The organism is Janthinobacterium sp. CG_23.3, from assembly GCF_046115965.1.
Lineage (GTDB): Bacteria > Pseudomonadota > Gammaproteobacteria > Burkholderiales > Burkholderiaceae_D > Janthinobacterium.
In genome coordinates this window covers 1-23,202 of sequence record NZ_JBJXIB010000027.1, presented here as the reverse complement: position 1 = coordinate 23,202, position 23,202 = coordinate 1, and the positions used below count along the sequence as shown (strand labels likewise).

Genomic DNA, 23,202 nt, shown 5'->3' with positions numbered 1-23,202 from the left:
TGACCCGGGGCCGGCCCCGGCACGTTGGCGTTGCTTTTTCCCGCTCCAGCGGCCTTCCTCGATCCCCCCTACACTACGCCGCGCCGGCCGCCTCGCCCGCCAACGCCACAAACGCGTCGATCAGCGGCGTGCTCGGCCCCCGGCGCCGCGCCAGCAGCAGGCTGGTGGTCGCGGCCGGGTCGGCAATCGGCCGGTAACACACGCCGTCCATCCTGATCCGGTCGAACGAGGCCGGCAGCACCGAGATGCCGCAACCGGCCGCCACCAGGCCGATGATGGTGGACGCCTCGCCGGCCTCCTGGGCGATGTGCGGCACGAAACCGGCGGCCCGGCACAAACGGAAGATTTGCGGATAAATGCCGGTGCCGGCGTCCTTCGGATACATCACGAACGCCTGCCCGGCCAAATCCTTGATGGCGATCTCGGCCTGGCCGGCCAGCGCATGCCCGCTCGGCAGCACCAGCAGCAGCGGGTCCTGGCGCAACACGCTCAGCGTCACGCCGTCGGGAATCGCCGCCTCCGGCGGGCGCACGAAGCCCAGGTCCAGCGTGCGCTGGCCGATCGCCTCGATCTGCGGCAGCGTCGCCATTTCATGCAGCGTCAGGCGCACCAGCGGGAAGCGCTGGCGGTAGCCGTTGATGACGCTGGCAAACAGCGGCGTGAACGGCGTCGAGAAGGTAAAGCCGATGCGCAGCTCGCCGGCCTCGCCGCGCTGGGCCCGGCGCGCCGTCACGGCGGCCTCGTCGGCCAGCGCCAGGATGCGCCTGGCGTCGACGAGGAACAGGCGGCCGGCCTCGGTCAGGCGCACCCAGCGCTTGCTGCGCTCGAACAACTGCGCGCCCAGCTCCGCCTCCAGCGCCTGGATTTGTTGGCTCAGCGGCGGCTGGCCGATGTGCAGGCGTTCGGCGGCGCGCGTGAAATGCAACTCCTCGGCGACGGCGACGAAGTAGCGCAGGTGGCGTAGTTCCATTTTTGTTATCTGTTTAAAGTATGATTAATGACTCGAATATATATTGGACGATATTAATACGCAATCCTATGATGGACTTCTCGCCGCCCTCCCAGTCCGCCACCATGCCCGCTCCCGCCCTCCATCTCGTTGCCGCGCCCTCCGCGCAGCCGGCCATCGCCGCCGGCACGCCGGCGTTCAAACGCAGCAACCGCGCGCTGTTTTTCGGCGGTTTTTCCACCTTCGCCCTGTTGTACTGCGTGCAGCCGCTGATGCCGCTGCTGTCGCACGAGTTCGCGCTGACGCCGGCGCAAAGCAGCTGGTCGCTGTCGATATCGACGGCCGCGCTGGCCGTCTCGCTGTTGCTGACGAGCGCCATGTCCGACCGGCTCGGGCGCAAGCCGCTGATGGTGGCGGCGCTGGCCGTGGCGGCACTGATGACTTTGCTGTGCGCCTTCGCCCGCAGTTATCCGCAGTTGCTGCTGATGCGCGCCGCGCTCGGCGTCGCCCTGGGCGGCATGCCGGCCATCGCCATGGCCTACCTGGCCGAAGAGATCGAAGCGCCGTCGCTGGGCTTGTCGATGGGCTTGTACATCGCCGGCAGCGCCTTCGGCGGCATGGCCGGCAGGGTGGTGGTGGCGGTGCTCAGCGACTTTTACTCGTGGCGGGCGGCGCTGGCGGCGATGGGCGTGATGGGCTTGCTGGCGGCGGCCGAGTTCTGGCGCAGCCTGCCGCGCTCGCGCAATTTCGTCGCCAACCGCGACGGCTGGGCGGCGCTGCCGGCGGGCCTGCGCCGGCACCTGTCCGACCCCGGCCTGCCGTGGCTGTTCCTGCTGGCGTTCCTGCTGATGGGTTGTTTCGTCAGCATGTACAACTACATCGCCTACCGGCTGCTGGCGGCGCCGTTCGCGCTGGGCCAGAGCACCGTCGGGGCGATCGCCTTCCTGTACCTGATCGGCATCTTCAGTTCGGTCTGGGCCGGCCGCCTGGCCGACCGGCTCGGGCGCCGCGGCGTGTTGTGGATCATGCTGTCGACGATGCTGGCCGGCTTGCTGCTGACGTTGTCGAACGCGCTGGCGCCGATCCTGGCCGGCCTGGCGCTGTTCACCTTTGGCTTTTTCGCCGCGCATTCGATCGCCAGCAGCTGGGTGGGACGGCGGGCGCGCGCGCCGCAGGCGCTGGCGTCGGCGCTGTACCTGTTCTTCTACTACCTCGGTTCCAGCCTGGTGGGTTCGCTGTCGGGCCTGGTGTGGGCCGGCGCCGGCTGGTCCGGCGTGGTGACGCTGCTCAGCGTCGGCCTCGGGCTGGCCCTGCTAGTCGCGCTGCGCTTGCGTCACCTGGCGCCGCTGGGGCCGCGCCTGGCCGCGTCCTGACCCGGCCGCCGGCCTAGTTCGGGCAGGTCAGCAGATAGATGCGCTCGCCGTCGGGCTTGATTTGAATGCAGTAGCTCAGGACGGCGGTAGTGACTTTATAGATGCGCGAGCCGCTGCTCCCCGGCATCGTCAATTCCTCCGTTCTTGCCGCTTCGTAAAACTTGGGCCGTACCGCCGCGTGGGCCGCCGCGAACCCTTTTTCCAGCCTGGCCTGCGGCGTGTCCAGCGGCGCCTGTTCGCCGCGCTGCGGGTGCTCCTTGCGCAATTGTTTGTCGATTTTGCCGATGTCGCGTTTGGCTATGCGCATGATCTCGTCGACGCTGAGCGGCGCCGCGGCGGGGTCGGCCGCGGCCGCCGGCGGCGCGACGGTAACCGGGTCCGGCGTGATAGTCGCCGCTTCCGTCGGCGCCCGCGGCGCGCCCCGGCGTGGCGCCGGCGTTCGCGCGGCGGCGGGCAGGCGCCGCGGTACCGGCGGCAGCGGCGCGGCGCTGGTGCCGCTCGGGCGCGTTGCCGGCAAAGGCAGGATGAACCACTGGATCGGCGCCCGCTCGGGCTGTGCCGACTCCGCCGGGAGCGGATGGTGGCTTTGCAAAAACGCGTACAGCAAGGCCAAATGCACCGCCCCCGTCAGTAGGACGGCCCCCATGCGCTGCGTGTTCAATGTGTTTGTCATCGTGGAATGTCGAGTGGCGAAGCGCGTCAGCGATGGCGCAATGTATATGACTAATTTAACAATTGTGCAATCGGTAACAGATTCTTACAAGGCGGGCGCACCTTCGTTTCTGGACGTATAGATTATTTGCGCCGGCGCAAAAAGTCTGGCTGACGGGCTGGCCGGGATTGCAACTTTGGCCGCATCCGCCGATCCAACCAAGACCGGCGCACTTTCCGCACCGGGATTTTTTTTGGAGGCTAATCATGCTACAAGCGAACGAAATCCAACAACGCTTTACTACGATTCAGCAAGCCATCGGACAGGCTTCCCAGGCTTGCTCCGTCGAACGCGACCTGCCCAGCGAATTGAGGGATTGCATCGAGCGCCTGGACCGGCAATCGGACCTGGCCAAGGAAGCCATCGAATCGCGCGACGAAATGCGCATCCGCAAAGTGGTCGAAGACTTGGAACAACTGGGCGACCGCGCCAAGCAGGTGTGCGGCAGCGGCGCCAACCTGACGCCGCAGATGAAAAACGCCGTGCTGCGGGTGCACGACGAGCTGTCCAACCTGAAGCACCAATTGCATTAAAAGCGCCGCGCACGTAAAACGCCCGCCAACGGCCTCAAGGAGCGGGGTGGGTGGCTAGGTGACACGGCATCCCCGTCTGACCCCAGCCCTTTGTCGGTGGTTTGAATGTTGTTAACGCCGGGCTGACGCGTACGCCAGTCGGGTTACGCCCTTGCGGGCTAACCCGACTTACGGGCGACGATTGGCTTCCGCGGCGGCACGACGGACTAGAGCACGCCCTTGTCGCGCAGCGCGGCGATGCGTTCGGCGCTGTGGCCGAGCATTTCGCGCAGCACCTCGTCGGTGTGCTGGCCCAGCAGCGGCGGCGCCAGCTCGGTGCAGGGCGGCGTGGCCGACAGGCGCATCGGGCTGCGCACCAGCTTGACGGTGCCGGCGCTGGGGTGCGGCATCTCGAAGGCCAGACCGCGCGCCCGCACCTGCGGGTTGTCGAACACGTCGGCGATGTCGTTGATCGGGCCGCACGGCACGCCGACCGCTTCCAGCTGGTCTATCCACTCGGCCCGGGTGCGCGTCTTGACCATCTCCGCCAGCAGCGGCACCAGCGCGTCGCGGTGCTCGACCCGGCCCGGATTGCTGGCGAAGCGGACGTCGGCCGCCAAGTCCGCGCGCCCGCCGACCTCGACGAACTTCTGGTACTGGCCGTCGTTGCCGGCGGCGACGATGATGTGGCCGTCGGCGCAGGCGAAAGTTTGGTAGGGCACGATGTTCGGGTGGGCGTTGCCCCAGCGCTTGGGGGCCTTGCCGCTGTTCAGGTAATTGCTGCCCATATTCGCCAGCATCGCCACCTGCACGTCGAGCAGCGCCATGTCGATATACTGGCCCTCGCCAGTGCGGTCGCGGTGGCTCAGCGCGGCCAGCACCGCGATGGTCGCGTACATGCCGGTCATCAAATCGGTCAGCGCGACGCCGGCCTTTTGCGGGCCGCCGCCGGGCAGGTCGTCGCGTTCGCCGGTGACCGACATCAGCCCGCCCATGCCTTGGATCAGGAAGTCGTAGCCGGGGCGGTGCGCGTACGGCCCGTCCTGGCCGAAACCGGTGACCGAGCAATACACCAGGTCCGGCTTGATCCCTTTCAGCGTTTCATAGTCGAGGCCGTAGCGTTTCAGATGGCCGACCTTGAAGTTCTCCAACACCACGTCGGAGTGGCGCGCCAGTTCGCGCACCAGCGCCTGGCCGTCGGCGCTGGCGATGTCCACCGTCACCGAGCGCTTGCCGCGGTTCGCCGCCAGGTAATACGCCGCCTCGCTGGTGTCGCGGCCGTCGGCGTCCTTGGCATAGGGCGGGCCCCAGGCGCGCGTGTCGTCGCCGGCGCCGGGCCGCTCGATCTTGATGACGTCGGCGCCCAAGTCCGCCAGGTTTTGCGAGCACCAGGGTCCGGCCAGCACGCGGCTCAGGTCGAGCACGCGCAAATGGCCCAGCGCTTTTGGCGCGGTCGAGGTTTTTTCAGTCGAATCCGACATCTTGTCCTTTAACAATGGTAACGTTGGAAACAAAGTCTAGAACACATCGCCAGGCTTGTCGATGAAATCACCGAGCGGATCGTCCATGTGGCCCTACCCTAAAATTGTTGCGCACCGAGGCGGCGGCACGCTGGCGCCGGAAAATACCTTCGCCGCGCTGCGCTGCGCCCTGGCCTACGGCTTCCACGCCGTCGAGTTCGACGTCATGCTGTCGCGCGACGGCGTCGGCGTGGTGTTGCACGACGACGTGCTGGGGCGCACCGTGGCCGGCGCCGGCAGCGTCGCCGACCTCGGCGCGGCCGAGCTGGCGGCGCTGGACGCCGGCAGCTGGTTTAGCCCCCTGTTCGCCGACGAAAAGGTGCCGAACTTCGGCCTGTTCGTCGACTACTGCAAGGCGCAGCGCATCTGGATGAACATTGAAATCAAGCCGGTGCCGGGCTTCGAGCGCGAGACGGGCAGGGTGGTGGCGGGCGTTACCCGGGCCTGCTTCGGCGCCGAGATCGCCGCCGGCGACCCGGCCCAGCTGCCGCTGCTGTCCTCGTTCAGCGCCGAGGCGCTGGCGGCGGCGCGCGAGGCCGCGCCCTACCTGCCGCGCGCGCTGCTGATCGATTGCCTGCCGCACGACTGGCTGGCCCGGGCGCGCGCGCTCGACGTTGTTGCCGTGCACACCAACCAGCGCCACCTGACGGCGGCGCTGGCGCGGGCCGTCAAGGACGCCGGCCTGGGCCTGTTCTGCTACACAGTCAACGAGCCCGGGCGCGCGCGCGAATTGCTCGGCTGGGGCGTGGACGGCTTCTGCACCGACCGCATCGACCTGATCGGCCCGGACTTCGCATAAACGGCATGGCCGGCCGCGGCGCCACGGCGCCCGCCGCCGCCGCCGCCCGGTATTTCCGGGCGGGGTTATCACGTATAATATTTTCTTTCAAGCTGCCGCCACCCCTGCCAAAAAACATGAATTCATCTGACATCCGCGACAAATTCCTCAAGTTCTTCGAATCGAAGGGCCATACAATTGTCCGCTCCAGTTCGCTCGTTCCGGGTAACGATCCCACCTTGTTGTTGACCAATAGCGGCATGGTGCAATTCAAGGACGTGTTCACCGGCACCGACACGCGCCCGTACACCCGCGCCACCTCGGTACAACGCTGCGTGCGCGCCGGCGGCAAGCACAACGACCTGGAAAACGTCGGCTACACCGCGCGCCACCACACCTTCTTTGAAATGCTGGGCAACTTCAGCTTCGGCGACTACTTCAAGCGCGACGCCATCCAGTACGCCTGGGAATTGCTGACCAAGGTCTACGGCCTGCCGGCCGACAAGCTCACCGTCACCGTCTACCACGAGGACGACGAGGCCTACGACATCTGGTCCAAGGAAATGGGCGTGCCGGTCGAGCGCATCATCCGCATCGGCGACAACAAGGGCGCGCGCTACGCCTCGGACAATTTCTGGCAGATGGCCGACACCGGCCCGTGCGGTCCGTGCACCGAGATCTTCTACGACCACGGCGCCGACATTCCGGGCGGCCCGCCGGGTTCGCCCGACGAGGACGGCGACCGTTTCATCGAAATCTGGAACCTGGTGTTCATGCAGTTCAACCGCGACGACGCCGGCGTCATGCACAAGCTGCCCAAGCCTTGCGTCGATACCGGCATGGGCATGGAGCGCCTGGCCGCCGTGCTGCAGCACGTCCATTCGAACTACGAGATCGACCTGTTCCAGGCCTTGATCAAGGCCGCCGCGCGCGAAACCGGCGCCACCGACCTGGAAAGCAAGTCGCTGCGCGTGATCGCCGACCACATCCGCTCGGCCGCGTTCATGATCGTCGACGGCATCATTCCCGGCCCTGAAAGCCACGGCTATGTGCTGCGCCGCATCATCCGCCGCGCGCTGCGCCACGGCCACAAGTTGGGCCAGACCAAGCCGTTCTTCTACAGGCTGGTCGACGACCTGTCGATCCAGATGGGCGCCGCCTATCCCGAGCTGGCCGACATGAAAGAGCGCGTCGCGCACATGCTCAAGACGGAGGAAGAGCGTTTCGGCGAGACGCTGGAAAACGGCATGAAGATCCTGGAAACGCAACTGGCCAAGGACGGCAAGAACCTCGACGGCGCCACCGCCTTCCTGCTCTACGACACCTATGGCTTCCCGCTGGATTTGACGGCCGACATTTGCCGCGAGCGCGACGTCGTGCTCGACGAGGCCGGCTTCAAGGAGGCGATGGAGCGCCAGCGCGAAAACGCGCGCAAGAAGGGCGGCTTCGCCAAGCTGCAAAACGTCGACTACGCCGGCGCGAAAAACAAGTTCGTCGGTTACGACAAGCTGGTCCACGCCAGCAAGGTCGTCGCGCTGTACGCCGACGGCGTGTCGGTGCAGGAACTGAAGGGCGGCCAGTCCGGCATCGTGGTGCTCGACACCACGCCGTTCTACGCGGAATCGGGCGGCCAGGTCGGCGACCGGGGCGTCATCCAGTTCACCTCCGGCCAGTTCAACGTCGAAGACACGCTGAAGATCCAGGCCGACGTGTTCGGCCACCACGGCGAGCTGGCGGAGGGCGCGCTGACGGTGGGCGACACGGTCGAGGCGATCGTCGACGAGGCGACCCGCGCGCGCACCATCCGCAACCACTCGGCAACGCATTTGATGCACAAGGCGCTGCGCGAGGTGCTGGGCGCCCACGTGGCGCAAAAAGGCTCGGTGGTCGATCCCGACCGCACCCGTTTCGACTTTTCGCACAACGCGCCGCTGACGGCCGAGCAGATCGTCGCCGTGGAGGCGCTCGTCAACCGCGAGATCCTGCAAAACCACGCCACCCAGTCGCATAACATGTCCTTCGACGACGCCGTCAAGCACGGCGCCATGGCCTTGTTCGGCGAGAAGTACGGCGACGAGGTGCGCGTGCTCGACATCGGCAGCTCGAAAGAGCTGTGCGGCGGCGTGCACGTGCAGCGCACCGGCGACATCGGCCTGTTCAAGATCATCGGCGAGGGCGGCGTCGCGGCCGGCATCCGCCGCGTCGAGGCCGTCACCGGCGAAGGCGCGCTGGCGCTGGTGCAAAGCTTGAACCGGCGTCTGCTGGAAGCGTCGGCGGCCTTGAAGGCCAACCCGGACGAGCTGACCGCCCGCATCGTGCAGGTACAGGACCACGTCAAGTCGCTGGAGAAGGAATTGGCGGCGCTGAAGTCGAAGCTGGCCTCCGGGCAGGGCGACGAACTGGTCGCCCGGGCGGTCGACGTCAACGGCGTCAAGGTGCTGGCGGCGGTGCTGGACGGCGCCGACGTGGCGCGCCTGCGTGAAACCATGGACAAGCTCAAGGACAAGCTGAAGACGGCCGCCATCGTGCTCGCCAGCGTCGCCGACGGCAAGGTCAGCCTGATCGCCGGCGTCACCGCCGACGCCACCGGCAAGGTCAAGGCCGGCGAGCTGGTCAACTTCGTTGCACAACAAGTGGGCGGAAAAGGCGGCGGACGCCCCGATATGGCGCAGGCCGGCGGTACCGATCCTACCAACCTGGCGGCCGCCTTGGCGGGCGTCCCGGCCTGGGTTGCCGAGCGCGCTTGAGAGTGAAAACGGCGGCGCGGCCACGGCCGCGTTGTCGTTTTACTACCTCAGTTGTCGTTGTGACCTCACAACATTTGCCGAACTATTTTGGTGCAGCGCGTCATTTGCCCGTAATTGGAGTAGTATGTCAAAAATCAGTGCAACGAACCAAGCGGGATATGATGAGCGACACACTACTTGATAACGAGATCATGGAATTCCAAAAAGAACTCGACGCGCGGGGCTTGAATTGCCCGTTGCCGATTCTGAAGGCCAAGAAGGCCCTGGCCGAGCTGCAAAGCGGCGAAGTACTGCGCATTATGGCCACCGACCCCGGTTCGGTGCGCGACTTCCAGGCGTTCGCCAAGCAGACCGGCAACGCGCTGCTGTCCCACGTGCAGACCGGGCGCGAGTTTGTATTTTTGATGCAACGCAAATAGTCCAGGCCGCGGCGGCCCCGAAACGGCCCGCCGCGACGCGTTTATGCTGCTTTGCAGCGTTCTCATCGCCATTCCGAAGCACGCCGTCTGTTGGATTAGACGACTTCTTCTAACAAAAAATCGCACGATCGTGCTTTAATTCTGTTTATCGCCGGGTTTCCTCTTATAATCTAGCCCATATTTACTTAGTCCGTCATTTTTATCATTTCCCAAAGGCACAGCTATGAAAGTCTTGGTACCCGTCAAACGCGTGGTCGACTACAACGTCAAAGTCCGCGTCAAAAGTGACGGCACTGGCGTCGATACCGCCAACGTCAAAATGTCGATGAACCCGTTCGATGAGATCGCGCTGGAAGAAGCGATGCGCCTCAAAGAAGCCGGCAAGGTCACCGAAGTGATCGCCGTCTCGTGCGGCGTGACGCAGTGCCAGGAAACCCTGCGCACCGCGATGGCCATCGGCGCCGACCGCGGCATCCTGGTGGAAACGGCCGCCGAACTGGAGCCGCTGGCCGTCGCCAAGCTGGTCAAGGCGCTGGCCGACAAGGAACAGCCGCAACTGATCATCCTGGGCAAACAGGCGATCGACGACGACAGCAACCAGACCGGCCAGATGCTGGCGGCCCTGCTGGGCTGGCCGCAAGCGACGTTCGCCTCGAAAGTGCTGCTCGACGACGGCAAAGTGACGGTCACCCGCGAAGTCGACGGCGGCCTGGAAACGCTGACTTTGACTCTGCCGGCCATCATTACCACCGACCTGCGCCTGAACGAGCCGCGCTACGTGACGCTGCCGAACATCATGAAGGCGAAGAAGAAGCCGCTCGACACCGTCAAGCCGGAGGAACTGGGCGTCGACTGCACGCCGCGTCTGAAAACCCTGAAAGTCGTCGAGCCGGCCAAGCGCTCGGCCGGCATCAAGGTGCCGGACGTCGCGACGCTGGTCGCCAAGCTGCGCAACGAAGCCAAAGTCATCTAGGGAACATGCGCGAAATAACTTCCCGATTTGTTGCGCGTCTGGCGGGCGCGCTGCGGCGTTGGCCGACCCTAGCAATGCTCGCATTGCGTCGGGTCGTCCGCCTTGCATCGCATCCCGCCAGACGCGTCCAAATAGGGAATTTATTTCTTACACGTTCCTGCGGCCCCGCCGTCCCCACAACATGAATCGGGCAGCGCGCGCAACGCCGCGCCGCCGACATACTAGGAATTATCATGGTCGCATTAGTTATTGCTGAACACGACAACGCTTCGTTAAAAGGAAGCACCCTCCACACCGTGACCGCCGCGCTGCAATGCGGCGGCGACGTCCACGTTCTGGTGGCCGGCAGCAATGCCGGCGCCGCCGCCGCGGCCGCCGCGCAAATCGCCGGCGTGACCAAGGTGCTGCTTGCCGACGCGCCCGCGTTTGCCGACGGCCTGGCCGAGAACGTCGCCGAGCAGGTGCTCGCCGTTGCCGCCGCCTACAGCCACATCCTGGCCCCGGCCACCGCCTACGGCAAGAACATCCTGCCGCGCGTGGCCGCCAAGCTGGACGTGGCGCAGATTTCGGAAATCACCAAGGTCGATTCGCCCGACACCTTCGAGCGCCCGATCTACGCCGGTAACGCGATCGCCACCGTGCAGTCGGGCGACAAGGTCAAAGTCATCACCGTGCGCAGTACCGGCTTCGACGCCGCCGCCGCCACCGGCGGTGCGGCCGCCACCGACACCGTGGCCGCCGTCGCGGACTCGGGCAAGTCGGTCTTCGTCGGGCGCGAAGTGGCCAAGTCGGACCGTCCCGAGTTGACCGCCGCCAAGATCATCGTTTCGGGCGGGCGCGGTATCGGTTCGGCCGACAACTTCAAGGTCTTGGAGCCGCTGGCCGACAAGCTGGGCGCGGCCATGGGCGCCTCGCGCGCCGCCGTCGACGCCGGCTTCGTGCCGAACGACTGGCAGGTGGGCCAGACCGGCAAGATCGTCGCGCCGACGCTGTACATCGCCGTCGGTATTTCCGGCGCGATCCAGCATCTGGCCGGCATGAAGGATTCGAAAACCATCGTCGCGATCAATAAGGATCCGGAAGCGCCGATTTTCGCCGTGGCCGACTACGGCATCGTCGGCGACCTGTTCGATATCGTTCCCGAACTGGTCAAAGAACTGGGCTGATCCGGCTGATAAGAGCTTGAGTTAATACTTACCAAGCCACGCTGGTCCGACGCACGAAGTGCGGGGCCACCGTGGCTTGTTTTCTTGGAGAGATGAGATGAGTTACACAGCGCCGTTGAAAGATATGTTGTTCGTCATGAACGAACTGGCCGGCTTGGCCGACGTGCACACGCTGCCTGGCTGCGAAGACGCGACCCCGGACACCGCCGAGGCGGTGCTGGAAGAGAACGCGAAATTCTGCGGCGCCGTAGTGGCCCCGCTGAACGGCCCCAGCGACAAGGAGCCGAGCTTCTGGCACGACGGCAACGTCACCACCTCGAAGGGCTTCAAGGACGCCTTCAAGGCGTTCGCCGAGGCCGGCTGGCAGGGCGTGCAACATCCAACCGAATTCGGCGGCCAGGGCTTGCCGAAGTTGCTGGCGACGCCGTGCATTGAAATGTTGAACTCGGCCAGCGTCTCGTTCGCGCTGGTCGCGCTGCTGTCGGACGGCGCCATCGAGGCGCTGCTGACGGCCGGCAGCGACGCGCAGAAGGCCACCTACCTGGAACCGCTGGTGTCGGGCAAATGGACCGGCACCATGAACCTGACCGAGCCGCAGGCCGGCTCCGACCTGGCCGCCGTGCGCAGCCGCGCCGTGCCGCAGGGCGACGGCACCTACAAGGTGTTCGGCACCAAAATCTTCATCACCTACGGCGAACACGACATGGCCGAGAACATCGTCCACCTGGTGCTGGCGCGCACGCCGGACGCCCCGGCCGGCGTCAAGGGCATCTCGCTGTTCATCGTGCCGAAATTCCTGGTCAACGCCGACGGTACGCTGGGCGCGCGCAACGACGCCCATTGCGTCTCGATCGAGCACAAGCTGGGCATCAAGGCCAGCCCGACCGCGGTGCTGCAATTCGGCGACCACGGCGGCGCCATCGGCACCCTGGTCGGCGAGGAAAATCGCGGCCTGGAATACATGTTCATCATGATGAACGCGGCCCGCTTCGGCGTCGGCCTGCAGGGCATCGGCTTGGCCGAGCGCTCGTACCAGCAGGCGGTGGCGTTCGCCAAGGACCGCGTCCAGTCGCGCGACCTGGCCGGTTCGGCCGGCCCGGTTTCCATCATCCACCACCCGGACGTGCGGCGCATGCTGATGTCGATGCGCGCGCAGATCGAGGCGGCGCGGGCGCTGGCCTACGTCGGCGCCGGCGTCAGCGACGTGGCCCACCACCATCCGGACGCGGCGGTGCGCGCCGACAGCCTGGCCGTGTATGAATACCTGGTGCCGGTCATCAAGGGCTGGTCGACCGAAATGTCGCAAGACGTCACCCGCGACGGCGTGCAAGTGCACGGCGGTATGGGCTTCATCGAGGAAACCGGCGCCGCGCAGCACTACCGCGACGCCAAGATCCTGACGATCTACGAAGGCACCACGGCGATCCAGGCCAACGACCTGGTCGGTCGCAAGACCGTGCGCGACGGCGGCGCCGTGGCGAAAAGCATCATCGCCCAGGTCCGCGCGACCGAGGCGCAACTGGCCGGCCTGGCCGGCGCCGACTTCCGGGCGATGCACCGCCAGTTGAGCGAAGGCAGCGCGGCGCTCGACGCCGTGGTCGACTACGTCGCCGCCAACATGAAAACCGACATCAAAGCCGTCTTCGCGGGCAGCGTGCCGTACCTGAAACTGGCCGGCATCGTGCTGGGCGGTTGGCAGATGGCGCGCGCCGCCATCATCGCCCAGCAGAAGCTGGACGCGGGCGGCGGCGACGCCTCGTTCTACCGCGCCAAGATCGGCACCGCGCGCTTCTTCGCCGACCACATCCTGTCGCAGGCGTCGGGCCTGCGCACGGCGATCATCGACGGCAGCGCCGGCGTGCTGGCCTTGACCGAAGACCAGTTCTAAGCTTCGCGGCGCCCGGATACCGTTAAGCAAGCCCGGCTTTGCAGGTCGGGTTGGCCCAAAGGGCGTAACCCGACAATGTTGGCACGGAGCAGCGCGTCTCGCTTCGGCCAACATTGTCGGATGACGCGTCCCGCTAATCCGATCGACGACACACTTACGCCAGCGCAAACAAGCGTCCCCGGCGCGATCCTCGCGCATCAGCCCCTTGCCCTCGTCGCGCGCGCGTGGCGATGCCATGGGCGGCGAGGGTGGGGGTGGGTGTTATCGCGTCTTCAAGTCGAGGAAAACAGCTAGTCGCGCTCAGCCGTAGGCGCCGCCGGTGTAGAGCAGGTCGAACAGGCGGGCGATGGCGAAGATCAGCGAGCCGGCGCCGACCATCAGCGTGGCCACCAGCAGCAGCGCCAGCGGCCAGTTCGACGCCGACCGCTTGCCGGAGCCGGCGTTGCGGGCCGCGTCCCACTTCTCGTCCGGGGTCAGGCCCAGCACCAGCGATTCGAGGAAGGCGACCAGTGTCGAGACGATCAGCGGCAGGGCCTGGTAGAACCAGTCGGCGGCCGGCGCCAGCGTATAGACCAGCAGGCTGGCCGGCAGCGCCGCCAGGTGCAGCCACAGCCAGCGGTCGCGCGCGCCGCGCAGGTACAGGCGGTGCGCGCCGAGCGCGCCCAGCAGGAAGGCCAGCAGGCTGGCGAAGGTCTTGTTTTTGTGCGAAACGGCCATGGTGTGCGGAGCGGGAAGGGGGAAAGACCGCAAGTATCGGTCAAAACCCGCCGCCGCCGCCAGCCTTATTCGCTATCAAGGCCCCGATCGCTATTGCGCGCCCGGCCCTGCATGGTTCATAATGTTCGATTAGCTCAAATTACACGCCCGTCATCATAACGCTTGCTGCCTGGCGGTAAAGCGCGCTATAATTTGCGGCTTTTTCCGCCTCAGCACACTTATTTGGAATTATTATGGTCGTTATTCGTTTAGCTCGTGGAGGCGCCAAGAAGCGCCCGTTCTTCAACATCGTCGCTACGGATTCGCGCAATCGCCGCGATGGTCGCTTCATTGAGCGCATCGGTTTTTACAACCCGATGGCGTCGGGTGGCGAAGTGCCATTCCGTATCACTGAAGATCGCCTGTCGTACTGGCAAGGCGTTGGCGCGCAATTGTCGCCAACCGTCGCTCGCCTGATCGCGGCCGGCAACAAAGTAGCAGTAGCAGCTTAAGTTAGATCACTGGTTTGACGGTTAATACTGCATCCGGGGTGGAAGCCCCCGACGATCTGGTACAGGTAGGTTATGTTTCAGGTGCCTACGGCGTCGCTGGCTGGGTCAGGGTCACCCCTTTCTCGGTCGACGCGGATGCCTTGTTGAGTGTCAAAACCTGGTGGTTCGATAAGCCGAACTTGCATGGCGTTGACGTCAAGCAGGTGAAACTTCACGGCGGCGACGTCGTGGCCCAGTTGCTGGGTGTGGTAGGGCGGGATGCCGCAGAAGCGCTGAAAGGCGCCGCTGTCCAGGTTCCGCGCAGCCATTTCCCGACGCTGTCGGCTGACGAATTTTATTGGTCCGATCTGATCGGACTGACAGTACAGAATTTGCAAGGCGAGTGTCTCGGCCAGGTCGCCGACATGATGAGCAACGGTCCGCAATCGATATTGCGCGTCGCCCCTGTCGTCGACCCCGCCGCCGACGCCGCCGACAAGGCGCCCGAGCGCCTGATCCCGTTTGTCAGCCAGTTTGTCATTCAAGTTGACAAGGCCGGCAAGACCATCACGGTCGACTGGGGTCTGGATTATTAAGCGGCGGCATGGGAAGGGGGCTTGCGATGCAATTTGATGTCGTCACCCTGTTTCCGGAAATGTTTGCCGCCTTGACGCAGTCGGGGGTGACCCGGCGCGCGTTCGAGCAGCAGAAATGCGGCCTGTCGCTGTGGAATCCGCGTGATTTCACCACCGACAACCATCGTACCGTCGACGACCGCCCCTACGGCGGCGGCCCCGGCATGGTAATGCTGGCCAAGCCGCTGGAGGCGACCCTGGGCGCCGCCAAGCAGCGCCAAGTCGCGCTCGGCCTGGCCGCGCCGCGGGTGGTGTTCATGTCGCCGCAAGGCCGCGCCCTGACGCACGAGCGCGTGATGGAATTGAAAACCGAAGCCGGTCTGGTGATCCTGTGCGGCCGCTACGAAGCGGTCGACCAGCGCCTGATCGAGCGCTGCGTCGACGAGGAAATCAGCCTCGGCGACTTTGTCCTGTCCGGCGGCGAGCTGCCGGCGATGGCGCTGATGGACGCGGTGATACGGCAGTTGCCGGGCGTGCTGAACACGGACGCCTCGGCGGTCGAGGACAGCTTCGTCAACGGCTTGCTCGATTCGCCGCACTACACGCGTCCGGAAAGTTACGAAGGCGTGGCCGTGCCGCCGGTGCTGATGGGCGGCAACCACGCCGAGATCGTCAAATGGCGCCGCCAGCGCATGCTGGAGGCGACCGCGCGCAAGCGCCCCGACTTGCTGGCCAAGTCGCGCGCCGCCGGTTTGCTAACGCGCGCCGACGAACAGTTTTTATCAAGCCTGTAATGCGTTTCGCAGGTGGTAGCAAGCAGTACCGCGCGGGCGTCTTGCCCGCATGTTTAACCCCATCCTCTACCGGGCAGATGCAAATCTTCGCGCCGGCAAGATGGTTTCTGGAGTAAGAAAAATGGACTTGATTCAGCAATTAGAGCAGGAAGAAATTGCCCGTCTGGGTAAAACGATTCCTGTGTTCGCCCCTGGCGATACCGTTATCGTCAACGTCAACGTCGTCGAAGGCACCCGCAAGCGCGCCCAGGCATACGAAGGCGTCGTCATCTCCCGTCGTAACCGTGGCCTGAACTCGAACTTCATCGTTCGCAAGATCTCGTCCGGCGAAGGCGTCGAGCGTACGTTCCAGTTGTACTCCCCGCTGATCGCTTCGATCGAAGTGAAACGCCGCGGTGACGTTCGCCGCGCCAAGCTGTACTATCTGCGTGAGCGTTCGGGCAAATCGGCGCGTATTAAAGAGAAATTGCCACAACGTAAAGTCGTGGCGAAAGCAAGCGCTTAATTCTAGCGCCTGTGTCTGGAAGAAGGGGCGCCTGCAGGTGCCCCTTTTTTGTTTGTCCGCCGCCGGAAGGAAACACGCCTTGTCTACCGTCCTGTTCGACCCGCAAACCCTGCCGATCGATTCGATCGCCGGCGAGGCCGCCGTCGCCGCCGAGCGCCTGACGGCGCACTGGTTGCGCCAGCGCTTCGCCGAGCCGCCGCACTGGACGCCGGAGGCGGCCGAGCAGCCCTGGCCGATGGCCGCGCCGGCCAAAGCGGCGGCGGTGTTGGTGCCGCTGGTGCTGCGCGAGGCCGGTCTGACGCTGCTGCTGACGCGCCGCACCGCGCACCTGAACAACCACGCCGGCCAGGTCAGCTTTCCCGGCGGGCGCGTCGAGCCAAGCGACAGCTCGCCGGTCGACACGGCGCTGCGCGAAACCGAGGAAGAGGTCGGCCTGCGGCGGCGCCACGTCGACGTGCTCGGCACCTTGCCCGATTACCACACCGGCACCGGCTATTGCGTCACGCCGGTGGTCGGCCTGGTCACGCCGCCGTTCGCCTTGCGCGCCGACCCGTGCGAGGTCGATGAAATCTTCGAGGTGCCGCTGGCCTTCCTGATGGACGGCCAGAACCACCAGCGCCTGTCGGCCCTGTTGCCGGCCGGGCGACGCTCTTTCTACGCGATGCCGTATGATCGCTTCTATATCTGGGGCGCCACCGCCGGCATGCTGCGCAACCTGTTCCACTTCCTGCGCGCCTGAGCCGGCCCCCCCCCAGTAATAAGTTTGATTCCGGCATGACATTACGTTATCGTAGCGGGCATTACGGCATTGCTGATTAAAAGGACGTTTGATGACATTTCTTTCCATTCTTTGCGCGCTGTTGATCGAACAACTCAAGCCCTTGCGCGCGGACAATCCCATCTACGCCGAAATCAAAAGCCTCGCGATGTGCATGGAAACCTGGTTCAACGCCGGCGACCCGGGCCACGGCCGCATCGGCTGGTTCCTGATGATGGCGGCGCTGATGGTGCCCACCGCGCTGATCTACTGGGTGCTGATCCATTACAACCTGCCGCTGGTCGCCTTCGTCTGGAACATCCTGATCGTCTACCTGACGCTGGGTTTCCGCCACTACAGCCATTACTTCACGTCGATTCAACTGGCGCTGAGCGCCGGCGACGAGGCCGCCGCGCGCGCGCTGCTGGCCGAATGGACCAAGCAGGACACGGTCGGCATGGAAGCCAACGAGATCGCCCGCATCGCCGTCGAGATGTCGCTGATCACCACGCACCGCAACGTCTTCGGCGTGTTCTTCTGGTTCCTGATGCCGCTCGGGCCGGCCTGCGCCGTGATGTACCGCGTCGCCGAGTACCTGGCGCGCGCCTGGAACGAACCCGAGCACATGCGCAACGAGGCCTTCGGCCGGTTCGCCGCGCGCGCCTTTTACTGGATCGACTGGATTCCGGCGCGCCTGACGGCGATCGCCTTCGCCGTGGTCGGCAATTTCGAGGACGCCATCTACGCCTGGCGCAATTTCGCCCACCGCTGGCAGGACGAGGCCATCGGCATCATCCTGTCGGCCGGCGGCGGCGCCATGGGCGTGCGGCTGGGCACGCCGCTGGAGACCGCGGCCAAGGTGCTGCCGGCCGACGCCGCCACCGTCGACAGCAGCGACAGCGAAGGCGAGAGCGTGCCCGGCGACGAGCCGAGCCTGCGCGCGCTGCAAAGCACGGTGGGCCTGGTCTGGCGCGCCTTGCTGTTGTGGATGTTGTTGCTGTTGTTGTTGTCCGGCGCGGTCTGGCTCGGCTAAATGACGGGAAACAGGACTACAATGCGGGCAGGGCCGGGGTCGGCGCCGACTTCGGCCGGCCCGCCTGCAACGGCGCTCGATGCGCAGGTCTTCTATAAGATATAATACCCAAGTATTGCTAGTTCAGAGGCACGGCAGCACCGCTACACGGCAGTTCAGATCCACCGGCCCGGCGCTCTTGCCGGGGTCATTCACGCATCCATGCCCCACCGCCCACCGTCTATGGCCGACTCCGCTCAAACCAACAAAGAACTGTCCAACGAGTTCTTTATCCTTGGCGCCACCAGCGATGGCAAACAGTTCCGTCCCAGCGACTGGGCCGAACGCCTGTGCGGCGTGATGTCCTGTTTCAATCCCGAAGGCGGGCGCCACTCGCACCTGCAATTCTCGCCCTACGTGCGCCCGACCATCGTCAACGGCATGAAGGCGGTGGTGGTCAACGCCAAGCTCAAGCAGCTTGAGCCGATGGCTTTCCATTTCGTCGTCGAATTCGCCAAGGATAACGACCTGCAAGTGGTCGACGCCTGTTTCCTGCCGTATCCCGACGACCAGCGCCCGTAAGCCGGCGCGGCGCGGACGCGGCCGCCCTCACTTTTGAGGCAGATCAAGCCCGCGCGCCGGTGCCGGCGTAGCGTGGTGCTGCAACGCGCGCGCCGCGCGCATCGACAGGGGGATGGCTATGCGTATCGGGGATATCTGTACTGTGCAAACCGTGCACTGCAAACGCGACATGACGGTGCAGGAAGCGGCGCTGTTGATGCGCACCCACCATGTCGGCGACTTGGTGGTGGTGGAGCAACCCAACGGCGAACAGGTTCCGGTGGGTATCATCACCGACCGCGACATCGTCATCTCCGTCATCGCGCTCGGGCTGGACCCGGCCAGCCTGCTGGTCGGCGACATTATGACCGAGGAGTTGATGACCGCCACCGAGGACGAGGACGTTTATGAAACCATCGAGCGCATGCGTTTCAAGAACATCCGCCGGCTGCCGGTGGTCAACAGCATGGGCGGCTTGAGCGGCATTGTCAGTGTCGACGACCTGCTCGAGTTCCTGGCCGAGGAGATGGGCGAGTTGTCGCGCATCAGCTCGGGCCAACTGGCCCACGAGAAGCAGGCCCGGCAATAATCCCGGCGCGGCGCACTCGAGGCGCCGCGGACGGCAAAACAAGCACCGCGCCCCGCTACGTGGTCAGCTCCGCCACGAAGTCGTACATGTCGCCCCTGAAATAGGAGCGGCAAAACTCCACCGCGCGGCCATCGCGCAAAAAGCCCAGGCGCTCGACCGACAGGCCGGCGTCGCCCGGCTTGGCCTGCAGCAGCGTGGCTTGCTCGGCGTTGAGCAGCAGCGCGCTCAGGCGCTGCAGCGCCCGCACCGGCCGGTTGCCGGCCCGCTCCAGCGCGTCGTACATTGAAATCTCCACCGCCTCCAGCGACGGCAGGCAGGCCGCGACGATGGTCGCGTACTCCAGGCACATCGGCACCTCGTCGGCGTAGCGGATGCGGTGGAAGCGGTACACCGGCGCGCCCGGACTGAGGCGCAGCCGCAGCGCCTCCTCCGGCGTCACCGTGCCGGCCGAGCGCTTGAGCCAGACGCTGCGCGGACTGCGCCCGCGCGCCCGCATGTCCTCGGAAAACGAGGTCAGCTTGGCGAAATTCTTTTCTATCCTGGTATTGATGAAGTTGCCCGAGCCGGGCCGGCGCACCAGCAGGCCTTCGCCGACCAGCCCGTCGATCGCCTTGCGCACCGTAATGCGCGACACCGACAGGTCGGCCGCCAGTTGCCGCTCGGCCGGCAGGGCTTCGTCCGGGCCGAGGATGCGTTGGTCGATCGCCTCGCGCAAGGCGCGCTGCAATTGCTGGTACAGGGGCAGGCTGCTGTTCTGCCCCAGGCTATGCATGATGTCAGCCAGGGTGGTCATACCGTCCTAATCTCCGTTGCGGCGCGTGCGTGCGCGCCTGCTTATTGTGGAATACCTCGTCCGATAATACCAAAAAAGGCCGTCCCAAGACCAATTTCCCGGATTTTATCTCTCGCCGCCAACAGCGCTGGCGTAAAGCCGCGGCGCGGGCCGCAAAAGTGGTCTGTATGTATCTCACAAGGATAGAAAAAAAATATTCTAACTGGTAGTATTCTGGTATTGGACAGGAGTATATTGGCGTTGAATTGGTTTTGTAGGTGGTTGTACCGAAGGATCTGCACGATGCCGTTCGCGCGGCGGAATGGAAAGAAGATCTACGTTAAAAATGAAACGGTTTCGTCCGAAGCCGACATCAAGGGGGAGTACATGAAACGCAATTTGACACCTGGTAACGCTGTGCGCAACGCCGCGTCACGCAATCTGACACCGATCGCCGCTGGCGTCGCGATCCTGATCGCCGGCGCCGGTTTCGCCGCGCAAGCGCAAGCCCAGGAAGCGACGGCGGCGCCGGTTGCCGTGGTCACCGTCTCGGGCGTGCGCGCGTCGCTGGAGCAGTCGTTGAAGCAAAAACGCAACGCCGACTCGGTGGTCGAGGTGGTGACCGCCGAAGACATCGGCAAAATGCCCGACCGTAACGTCGCCGACGCGATCCAGCGCCTGCCAGGTGTGAATACGCAGTCCTCCGCCGGCGGCGAAGGCGGCTTCGGCGAAAACGACCGCGTCAGCCTGCGCGGCACCAGCCCGAGCCTGCAGCAAACCCTGTTCAACGGCCACGCCATCAGCACCGGCGACTGGTTCGTGTTGAACCAGTTCGGCGGCAACGTCGGGCGCAGCAGCAGCTTCTCGCTGTTGCCGTCGGAGCTGGTCAGCTCCGTCGTCGTCAAGAAGAGCGCGACCGCCGACCTGGTCGAGGGTGGCGTTTCCGGCGCCATCGACGTCATCACCCGCCGTCCGCTCGAGTTCAAGAAGCAGGTCACGGTCGAGGGTTCGGTGCAGGGGGTCTACAACGACCTGTCGAAAAAAACCGAGCCGCAACTCTCCGGCCTGGTCAACTGGAAGAACGACGGCAACACGCTGGGCGTGATGCTGCAGGCCTTCTCGCAGAAAACCTCGGTGCGCCGCGACGGCCAGGAAGTGCTCGGCTACACGCCGATCCTGGCCGACTCGCCCGCCGCGCAGCGCGACCCGTCGCTGGTCGGCGTGCAGGTGCCCACTTTCATCGGCGCGAGCTTGTTCGAGCAAGAGAAAACCCGCAAGGGCGGCGCCTTCGACGTTGAATTCAAGCCGACCAAGAACCTGACGTTGGACCTCAACGGCTTCTACTCGGAGCTGAAGGCGCCGCATCAAAACACCAACTGGCTGGCGGCGCCGGCCAACTCGATCCATCGCGACAAGCAGCTGCCGCTGCCCGGCTACACGGTGCGCAACGGCACGCTGGTCGGCGCCAGCTTCGCCAATAACTCGGGCGAAGTCGACAATATCTACCGCCCCGAGGCCGGCGGCGAGGCTTATTATGTCGATTTCAACGCCAAATACCGCGCCACCAACGACCTGACGTTCAGCGGCAAACTGGGCTCGACCCACGGCGTCGGCTACGACCGCAAAGACGTGTACTTCCAAAACAATATCGACAGCGGCGGCATGGCCTACCAGCTCAACGGCATGAGCCCGGCCAGCGTATCCTATCCGGGCGGCAGCACCGTCAAACCGGGCACCACCGCCTGGATGGGCGGCGGCGAAGCGCAATCGGTGGACAAGGAACGCTACGCCCAGGTCGACGGCGAGCTGCGCATCAGCAACGGCATCTGGGACGCCGTCAAGTTCGGTACCCGCTTCACCGACCACAAGCGCACCGCCGAGCACCCGGTGGAGGCGGGCCCGGGCGCGGGCGGCACGGCGGTACCGGGCCCTGCCTGGAACGGCCAGATGTATCCCGGCGACTTCGCCTCGGACCTGGGCGGCGGCCTGTCGTCGAACTACTTCAAGTACGACGGCGCGGCGATGGCGGCGTGGGGCTTGGCGGGTTACCGCAACCTGGACCCCGTCCAGCGCCACAACTGGGGCCATGAATTCAAGCTGCGGGAAAAGACCTCGGCGCTGTACGGCATGGCCAGCCTGGCCGGCGACGTCTGGAGCGGCAACGTCGGCGTGCGCGCCGTGCGCACCGAACAGACGACCCTGCTCAACAAGGCCGGCGGCCCGATCACCGGTTCCCTGTTCGGTTCCTACACCCAGCTCGAGTTGGAGCGCAGCTACACCGACTACCTGCCTAGCGCCAACGTCAAGTTCGACGTCAGCAAGGACCTGGTGGTGCGCGGCGCGCTGGCCAAGACCATGTCGCGTCCCGACTACAGCGCGCTGGGCGGTTCGGTGTCGCTGAACGACGACGCCCTCAGCGGTACCGGCGGCAACGCCCAGCTCAACCCGGTCAAGTCGGTCAACGCCGAAGTGAGCGCCGAGTGGTACTTCGCGCCGAAATCGGCGGTCTCGGTGGGCGTGTTCTACATGGACTTCTCGTCCATCGTTGCCCAAGGCACCAGCAGCGCGAGTTATTTCAACATCAAGCGAAACGCCAGCACGGTGTACCAGATCACGTCGCCGTTCAACACCACCGGCAAGAACAAGGGTGTCGAGCTGAGCTACCAGCAGCCGGTGCTGGGCAACTTCGGCGTACTGGCCAACTACACCTTCGCCGACGGCGAACTGGCCGGCGGCGGCGAAATGTTGAACGCGTCGAAAAACACGTACAACGTCACCGGTTTCTATGAAGACAACCGTTTCAGCGCGCGCCTGGCCTACAACTACCGCTCGGCCTACAAGGCCGGCGTCGACCGCGGCGCCAGCCAGCACGTCGACGACAGCAGCAGCCTGGCCGGTTCGTTGAACTACAAGATCAACGAGAATTTCACGCTGACCTTCGACGCATTGAACCTGACCAATACCACCATCAAAATGTACGCGGAGAATAAAGACCAGCCGCGGGCGTTTTACTCGAACGGCCGGACGTTCTACCTCGGTCTGCGCGGCAAGATGTAATCGTACGGGCCGACGCGCGCGCGGGGGTGCGGGCGTCGGTCTAGATTTCGGTTTGCCAAGGCGAGTCTCTTCACGGGACTTGCCTTTTTTTACGTCCGTCGCGCCCGGCATGACGGTGGAAACGCGATAAAAAAATAGCAAGTGGTAGTTATTTGGTATTTATTTGATGTATATTTAACGTAATTGGTTTTATATTGGTATATGTTTTAAGGTTCATCCACACAAGCAAAGCCCCGCCGTATCGAAGGGGCATCATCAAGGCAATCCACCCAAGTTAAGAATTTTTCTTTAAAAGTAGAGCGAAATACAATAAAAAGCTTGACATGCCAGTGAGGTAGGGCGCGGCCAGTGAGATT

22 protein-coding genes are annotated in these 23,202 nt (G+C 64.8%); 17 read left to right on the top strand and 5 right to left on the bottom strand.

The genetic code is table 11. The features are described 5' to 3' along the window. Positions 1-73: 73 nt before the first annotated feature. A complete protein-coding gene (locus ACFDR9_RS09230; RefSeq protein WP_017878737.1) occupies positions 74-970 on the bottom strand; it encodes a LysR family transcriptional regulator in 897 nt (298 codons plus the stop codon). Between the two features lie 68 nt (positions 971-1,038). On the opposite strand from ACFDR9_RS09230, the gene ACFDR9_RS09225 reads away from it, so the two are divergent. After that, positions 1,039-2,322 (top strand): MFS transporter, encoded by a 1,284-nt coding sequence (locus tag ACFDR9_RS09225; protein ID WP_017878738.1) that lies wholly within the window; start codon positions 1,039-1,041, stop codon positions 2,320-2,322. 13 nt (positions 2,323-2,335) lie between these two features. Here ACFDR9_RS09225 and ACFDR9_RS09220 read toward each other — a convergent pair whose 3' ends face one another. Then, entirely contained in the window at positions 2,336-2,968 is a 633-nt protein-coding gene (locus ACFDR9_RS09220) for a hypothetical protein (RefSeq protein ID WP_409030813.1), read from the bottom strand. 272 nt (positions 2,969-3,240) lie between these two features. Here ACFDR9_RS09220 and ACFDR9_RS09215 point away from each other — a divergent pair, with 272 nt between their 5' ends. Continuing rightward, a complete protein-coding gene (locus ACFDR9_RS09215) occupies positions 3,241-3,567 on the top strand; it encodes a hypothetical protein (RefSeq protein ID WP_017878740.1) in 327 nt (108 codons plus the stop codon). A 206-nt stretch (positions 3,568-3,773) separates the two neighbouring features. Here the strand turns inward: ACFDR9_RS09215 and ACFDR9_RS09210 are convergent, their stop codons facing one another. Then, the gene (locus tag ACFDR9_RS09210) at positions 3,774-5,027 is read right to left on the bottom strand and encodes a CaiB/BaiF CoA-transferase family protein (protein WP_017878741.1); all 1,254 of its coding nucleotides are present in this window, start codon (positions 5,025-5,027) and stop codon (positions 3,774-3,776) included. 85 nt (positions 5,028-5,112) lie between these two features. Here ACFDR9_RS09210 and ugpQ point away from each other — a divergent pair, with 85 nt between their 5' ends. From ugpQ to ACFDR9_RS09180, 6 genes are all read left to right on the top strand, one after another. Next, a complete protein-coding gene (gene ugpQ, locus ACFDR9_RS09205; protein ID WP_017878742.1) occupies positions 5,113-5,865 on the top strand; it encodes a glycerophosphodiester phosphodiesterase in 753 nt (250 codons plus the stop codon). Positions 5,866-5,981: 116 nt separating this feature from the next. After that, the gene (alaS, locus tag ACFDR9_RS09200) at positions 5,982-8,591 is read left to right on the top strand and encodes an alanine--tRNA ligase (RefSeq protein ID WP_017878743.1); all 2,610 of its coding nucleotides are present in this window, start codon (positions 5,982-5,984) and stop codon (positions 8,589-8,591) included. A gap of 191 nt (positions 8,592-8,782) precedes the next feature. Beyond that, on the top strand, positions 8,783-9,010 hold the full coding sequence (locus tag ACFDR9_RS09195; protein WP_017878744.1) for a sulfurtransferase TusA family protein: 228 nt from the start codon (positions 8,783-8,785) through the stop codon (positions 9,008-9,010). 223 nt (positions 9,011-9,233) lie between these two features. Continuing rightward, on the top strand, positions 9,234-9,983 hold the full coding sequence (locus ACFDR9_RS09190; protein ID WP_017878745.1) for an electron transfer flavoprotein subunit beta/FixA family protein: 750 nt from the start codon (positions 9,234-9,236) through the stop codon (positions 9,981-9,983). Between the two features lie 233 nt (positions 9,984-10,216). Beyond that, complete coding sequence (locus ACFDR9_RS09185) at positions 10,217-11,149, top strand: electron transfer flavoprotein subunit alpha/FixB family protein (protein ID WP_026133358.1); 933 nt, start codon at positions 10,217-10,219, stop codon at positions 11,147-11,149. 97 nt (positions 11,150-11,246) lie between these two features. Beyond that, complete coding sequence (locus ACFDR9_RS09180; protein ID WP_026133359.1) at positions 11,247-13,037, top strand: acyl-CoA dehydrogenase; 1,791 nt, start codon at positions 11,247-11,249, stop codon at positions 13,035-13,037. A gap of 300 nt (positions 13,038-13,337) precedes the next feature. On the opposite strand, the gene ACFDR9_RS09175 is transcribed toward ACFDR9_RS09180, so the two are convergent. Then, on the bottom strand, positions 13,338-13,754 hold the full coding sequence (locus tag ACFDR9_RS09175; RefSeq protein ID WP_017878748.1) for an NINE protein: 417 nt from the start codon (positions 13,752-13,754) through the stop codon (positions 13,338-13,340). A 233-nt stretch (positions 13,755-13,987) separates the two neighbouring features. On the opposite strand from ACFDR9_RS09175, the gene rpsP reads away from it, so the two are divergent. The 8 genes from rpsP to ACFDR9_RS09135 all read left to right on the top strand — a co-directional run bounded on the left by rpsP (position 13,988) and on the right by ACFDR9_RS09135 (position 19,017). Continuing rightward, complete coding sequence (gene rpsP, locus ACFDR9_RS09170; protein ID WP_081611951.1) at positions 13,988-14,245, top strand: 30S ribosomal protein S16; 258 nt, start codon at positions 13,988-13,990, stop codon at positions 14,243-14,245. Positions 14,246-14,259: 14 nt separating this feature from the next. After that, on the top strand, positions 14,260-14,820 hold the full coding sequence (rimM, locus tag ACFDR9_RS09165) for a ribosome maturation factor RimM (protein ID WP_035787909.1): 561 nt from the start codon (positions 14,260-14,262) through the stop codon (positions 14,818-14,820). 26 nt (positions 14,821-14,846) lie between these two features. Further along, positions 14,847-15,593 carry a tRNA (guanosine(37)-N1)-methyltransferase TrmD gene (gene trmD / locus ACFDR9_RS09160; RefSeq protein WP_017878750.1) on the top strand — a complete coding sequence of 249 codons (747 nt, stop codon included), beginning with the start codon at positions 14,847-14,849 and terminating at the stop codon, positions 15,591-15,593. Between the two features lie 121 nt (positions 15,594-15,714). Next, positions 15,715-16,098: a 50S ribosomal protein L19 gene (gene rplS, locus ACFDR9_RS09155; protein ID WP_026133360.1), complete on the top strand. Its 384-nt coding sequence runs from the start codon at positions 15,715-15,717 to the stop codon at positions 16,096-16,098. Positions 16,099-16,177: 79 nt separating this feature from the next. Beyond that, positions 16,178-16,837, top strand: coding sequence for a CoA pyrophosphatase (locus ACFDR9_RS09150; RefSeq protein ID WP_017878752.1), 660 nt, complete (start codon positions 16,178-16,180; stop codon positions 16,835-16,837). A gap of 91 nt (positions 16,838-16,928) precedes the next feature. Beyond that, the gene (locus ACFDR9_RS09145) at positions 16,929-17,888 is read left to right on the top strand and encodes a CobD/CbiB family protein (RefSeq protein ID WP_026133361.1); all 960 of its coding nucleotides are present in this window, start codon (positions 16,929-16,931) and stop codon (positions 17,886-17,888) included. Between the two features lie 222 nt (positions 17,889-18,110). Next, positions 18,111-18,449 (top strand): DUF3579 domain-containing protein, encoded by a 339-nt coding sequence (locus tag ACFDR9_RS09140; protein WP_017878754.1) that lies wholly within the window; start codon positions 18,111-18,113, stop codon positions 18,447-18,449. 118 nt (positions 18,450-18,567) lie between these two features. Then, entirely contained in the window at positions 18,568-19,017 is a 450-nt protein-coding gene (locus ACFDR9_RS09135; RefSeq protein WP_026133362.1) for a CBS domain-containing protein, read from the top strand. Positions 19,018-19,072: 55 nt separating this feature from the next. Here the strand turns inward: ACFDR9_RS09135 and ACFDR9_RS09130 are convergent, their stop codons facing one another. Next, the gene (locus ACFDR9_RS09130; protein WP_017878756.1) at positions 19,073-19,810 is read right to left on the bottom strand and encodes a GntR family transcriptional regulator; all 738 of its coding nucleotides are present in this window, start codon (positions 19,808-19,810) and stop codon (positions 19,073-19,075) included. A 366-nt stretch (positions 19,811-20,176) separates the two neighbouring features. On the opposite strand from ACFDR9_RS09130, the gene ACFDR9_RS09125 reads away from it, so the two are divergent. Next, the gene (locus ACFDR9_RS09125; protein ID WP_157406831.1) at positions 20,177-22,846 is read left to right on the top strand and encodes a TonB-dependent receptor; all 2,670 of its coding nucleotides are present in this window, start codon (positions 20,177-20,179) and stop codon (positions 22,844-22,846) included. The last annotated feature ends 356 nt before the right edge of the window (positions 22,847-23,202 follow it).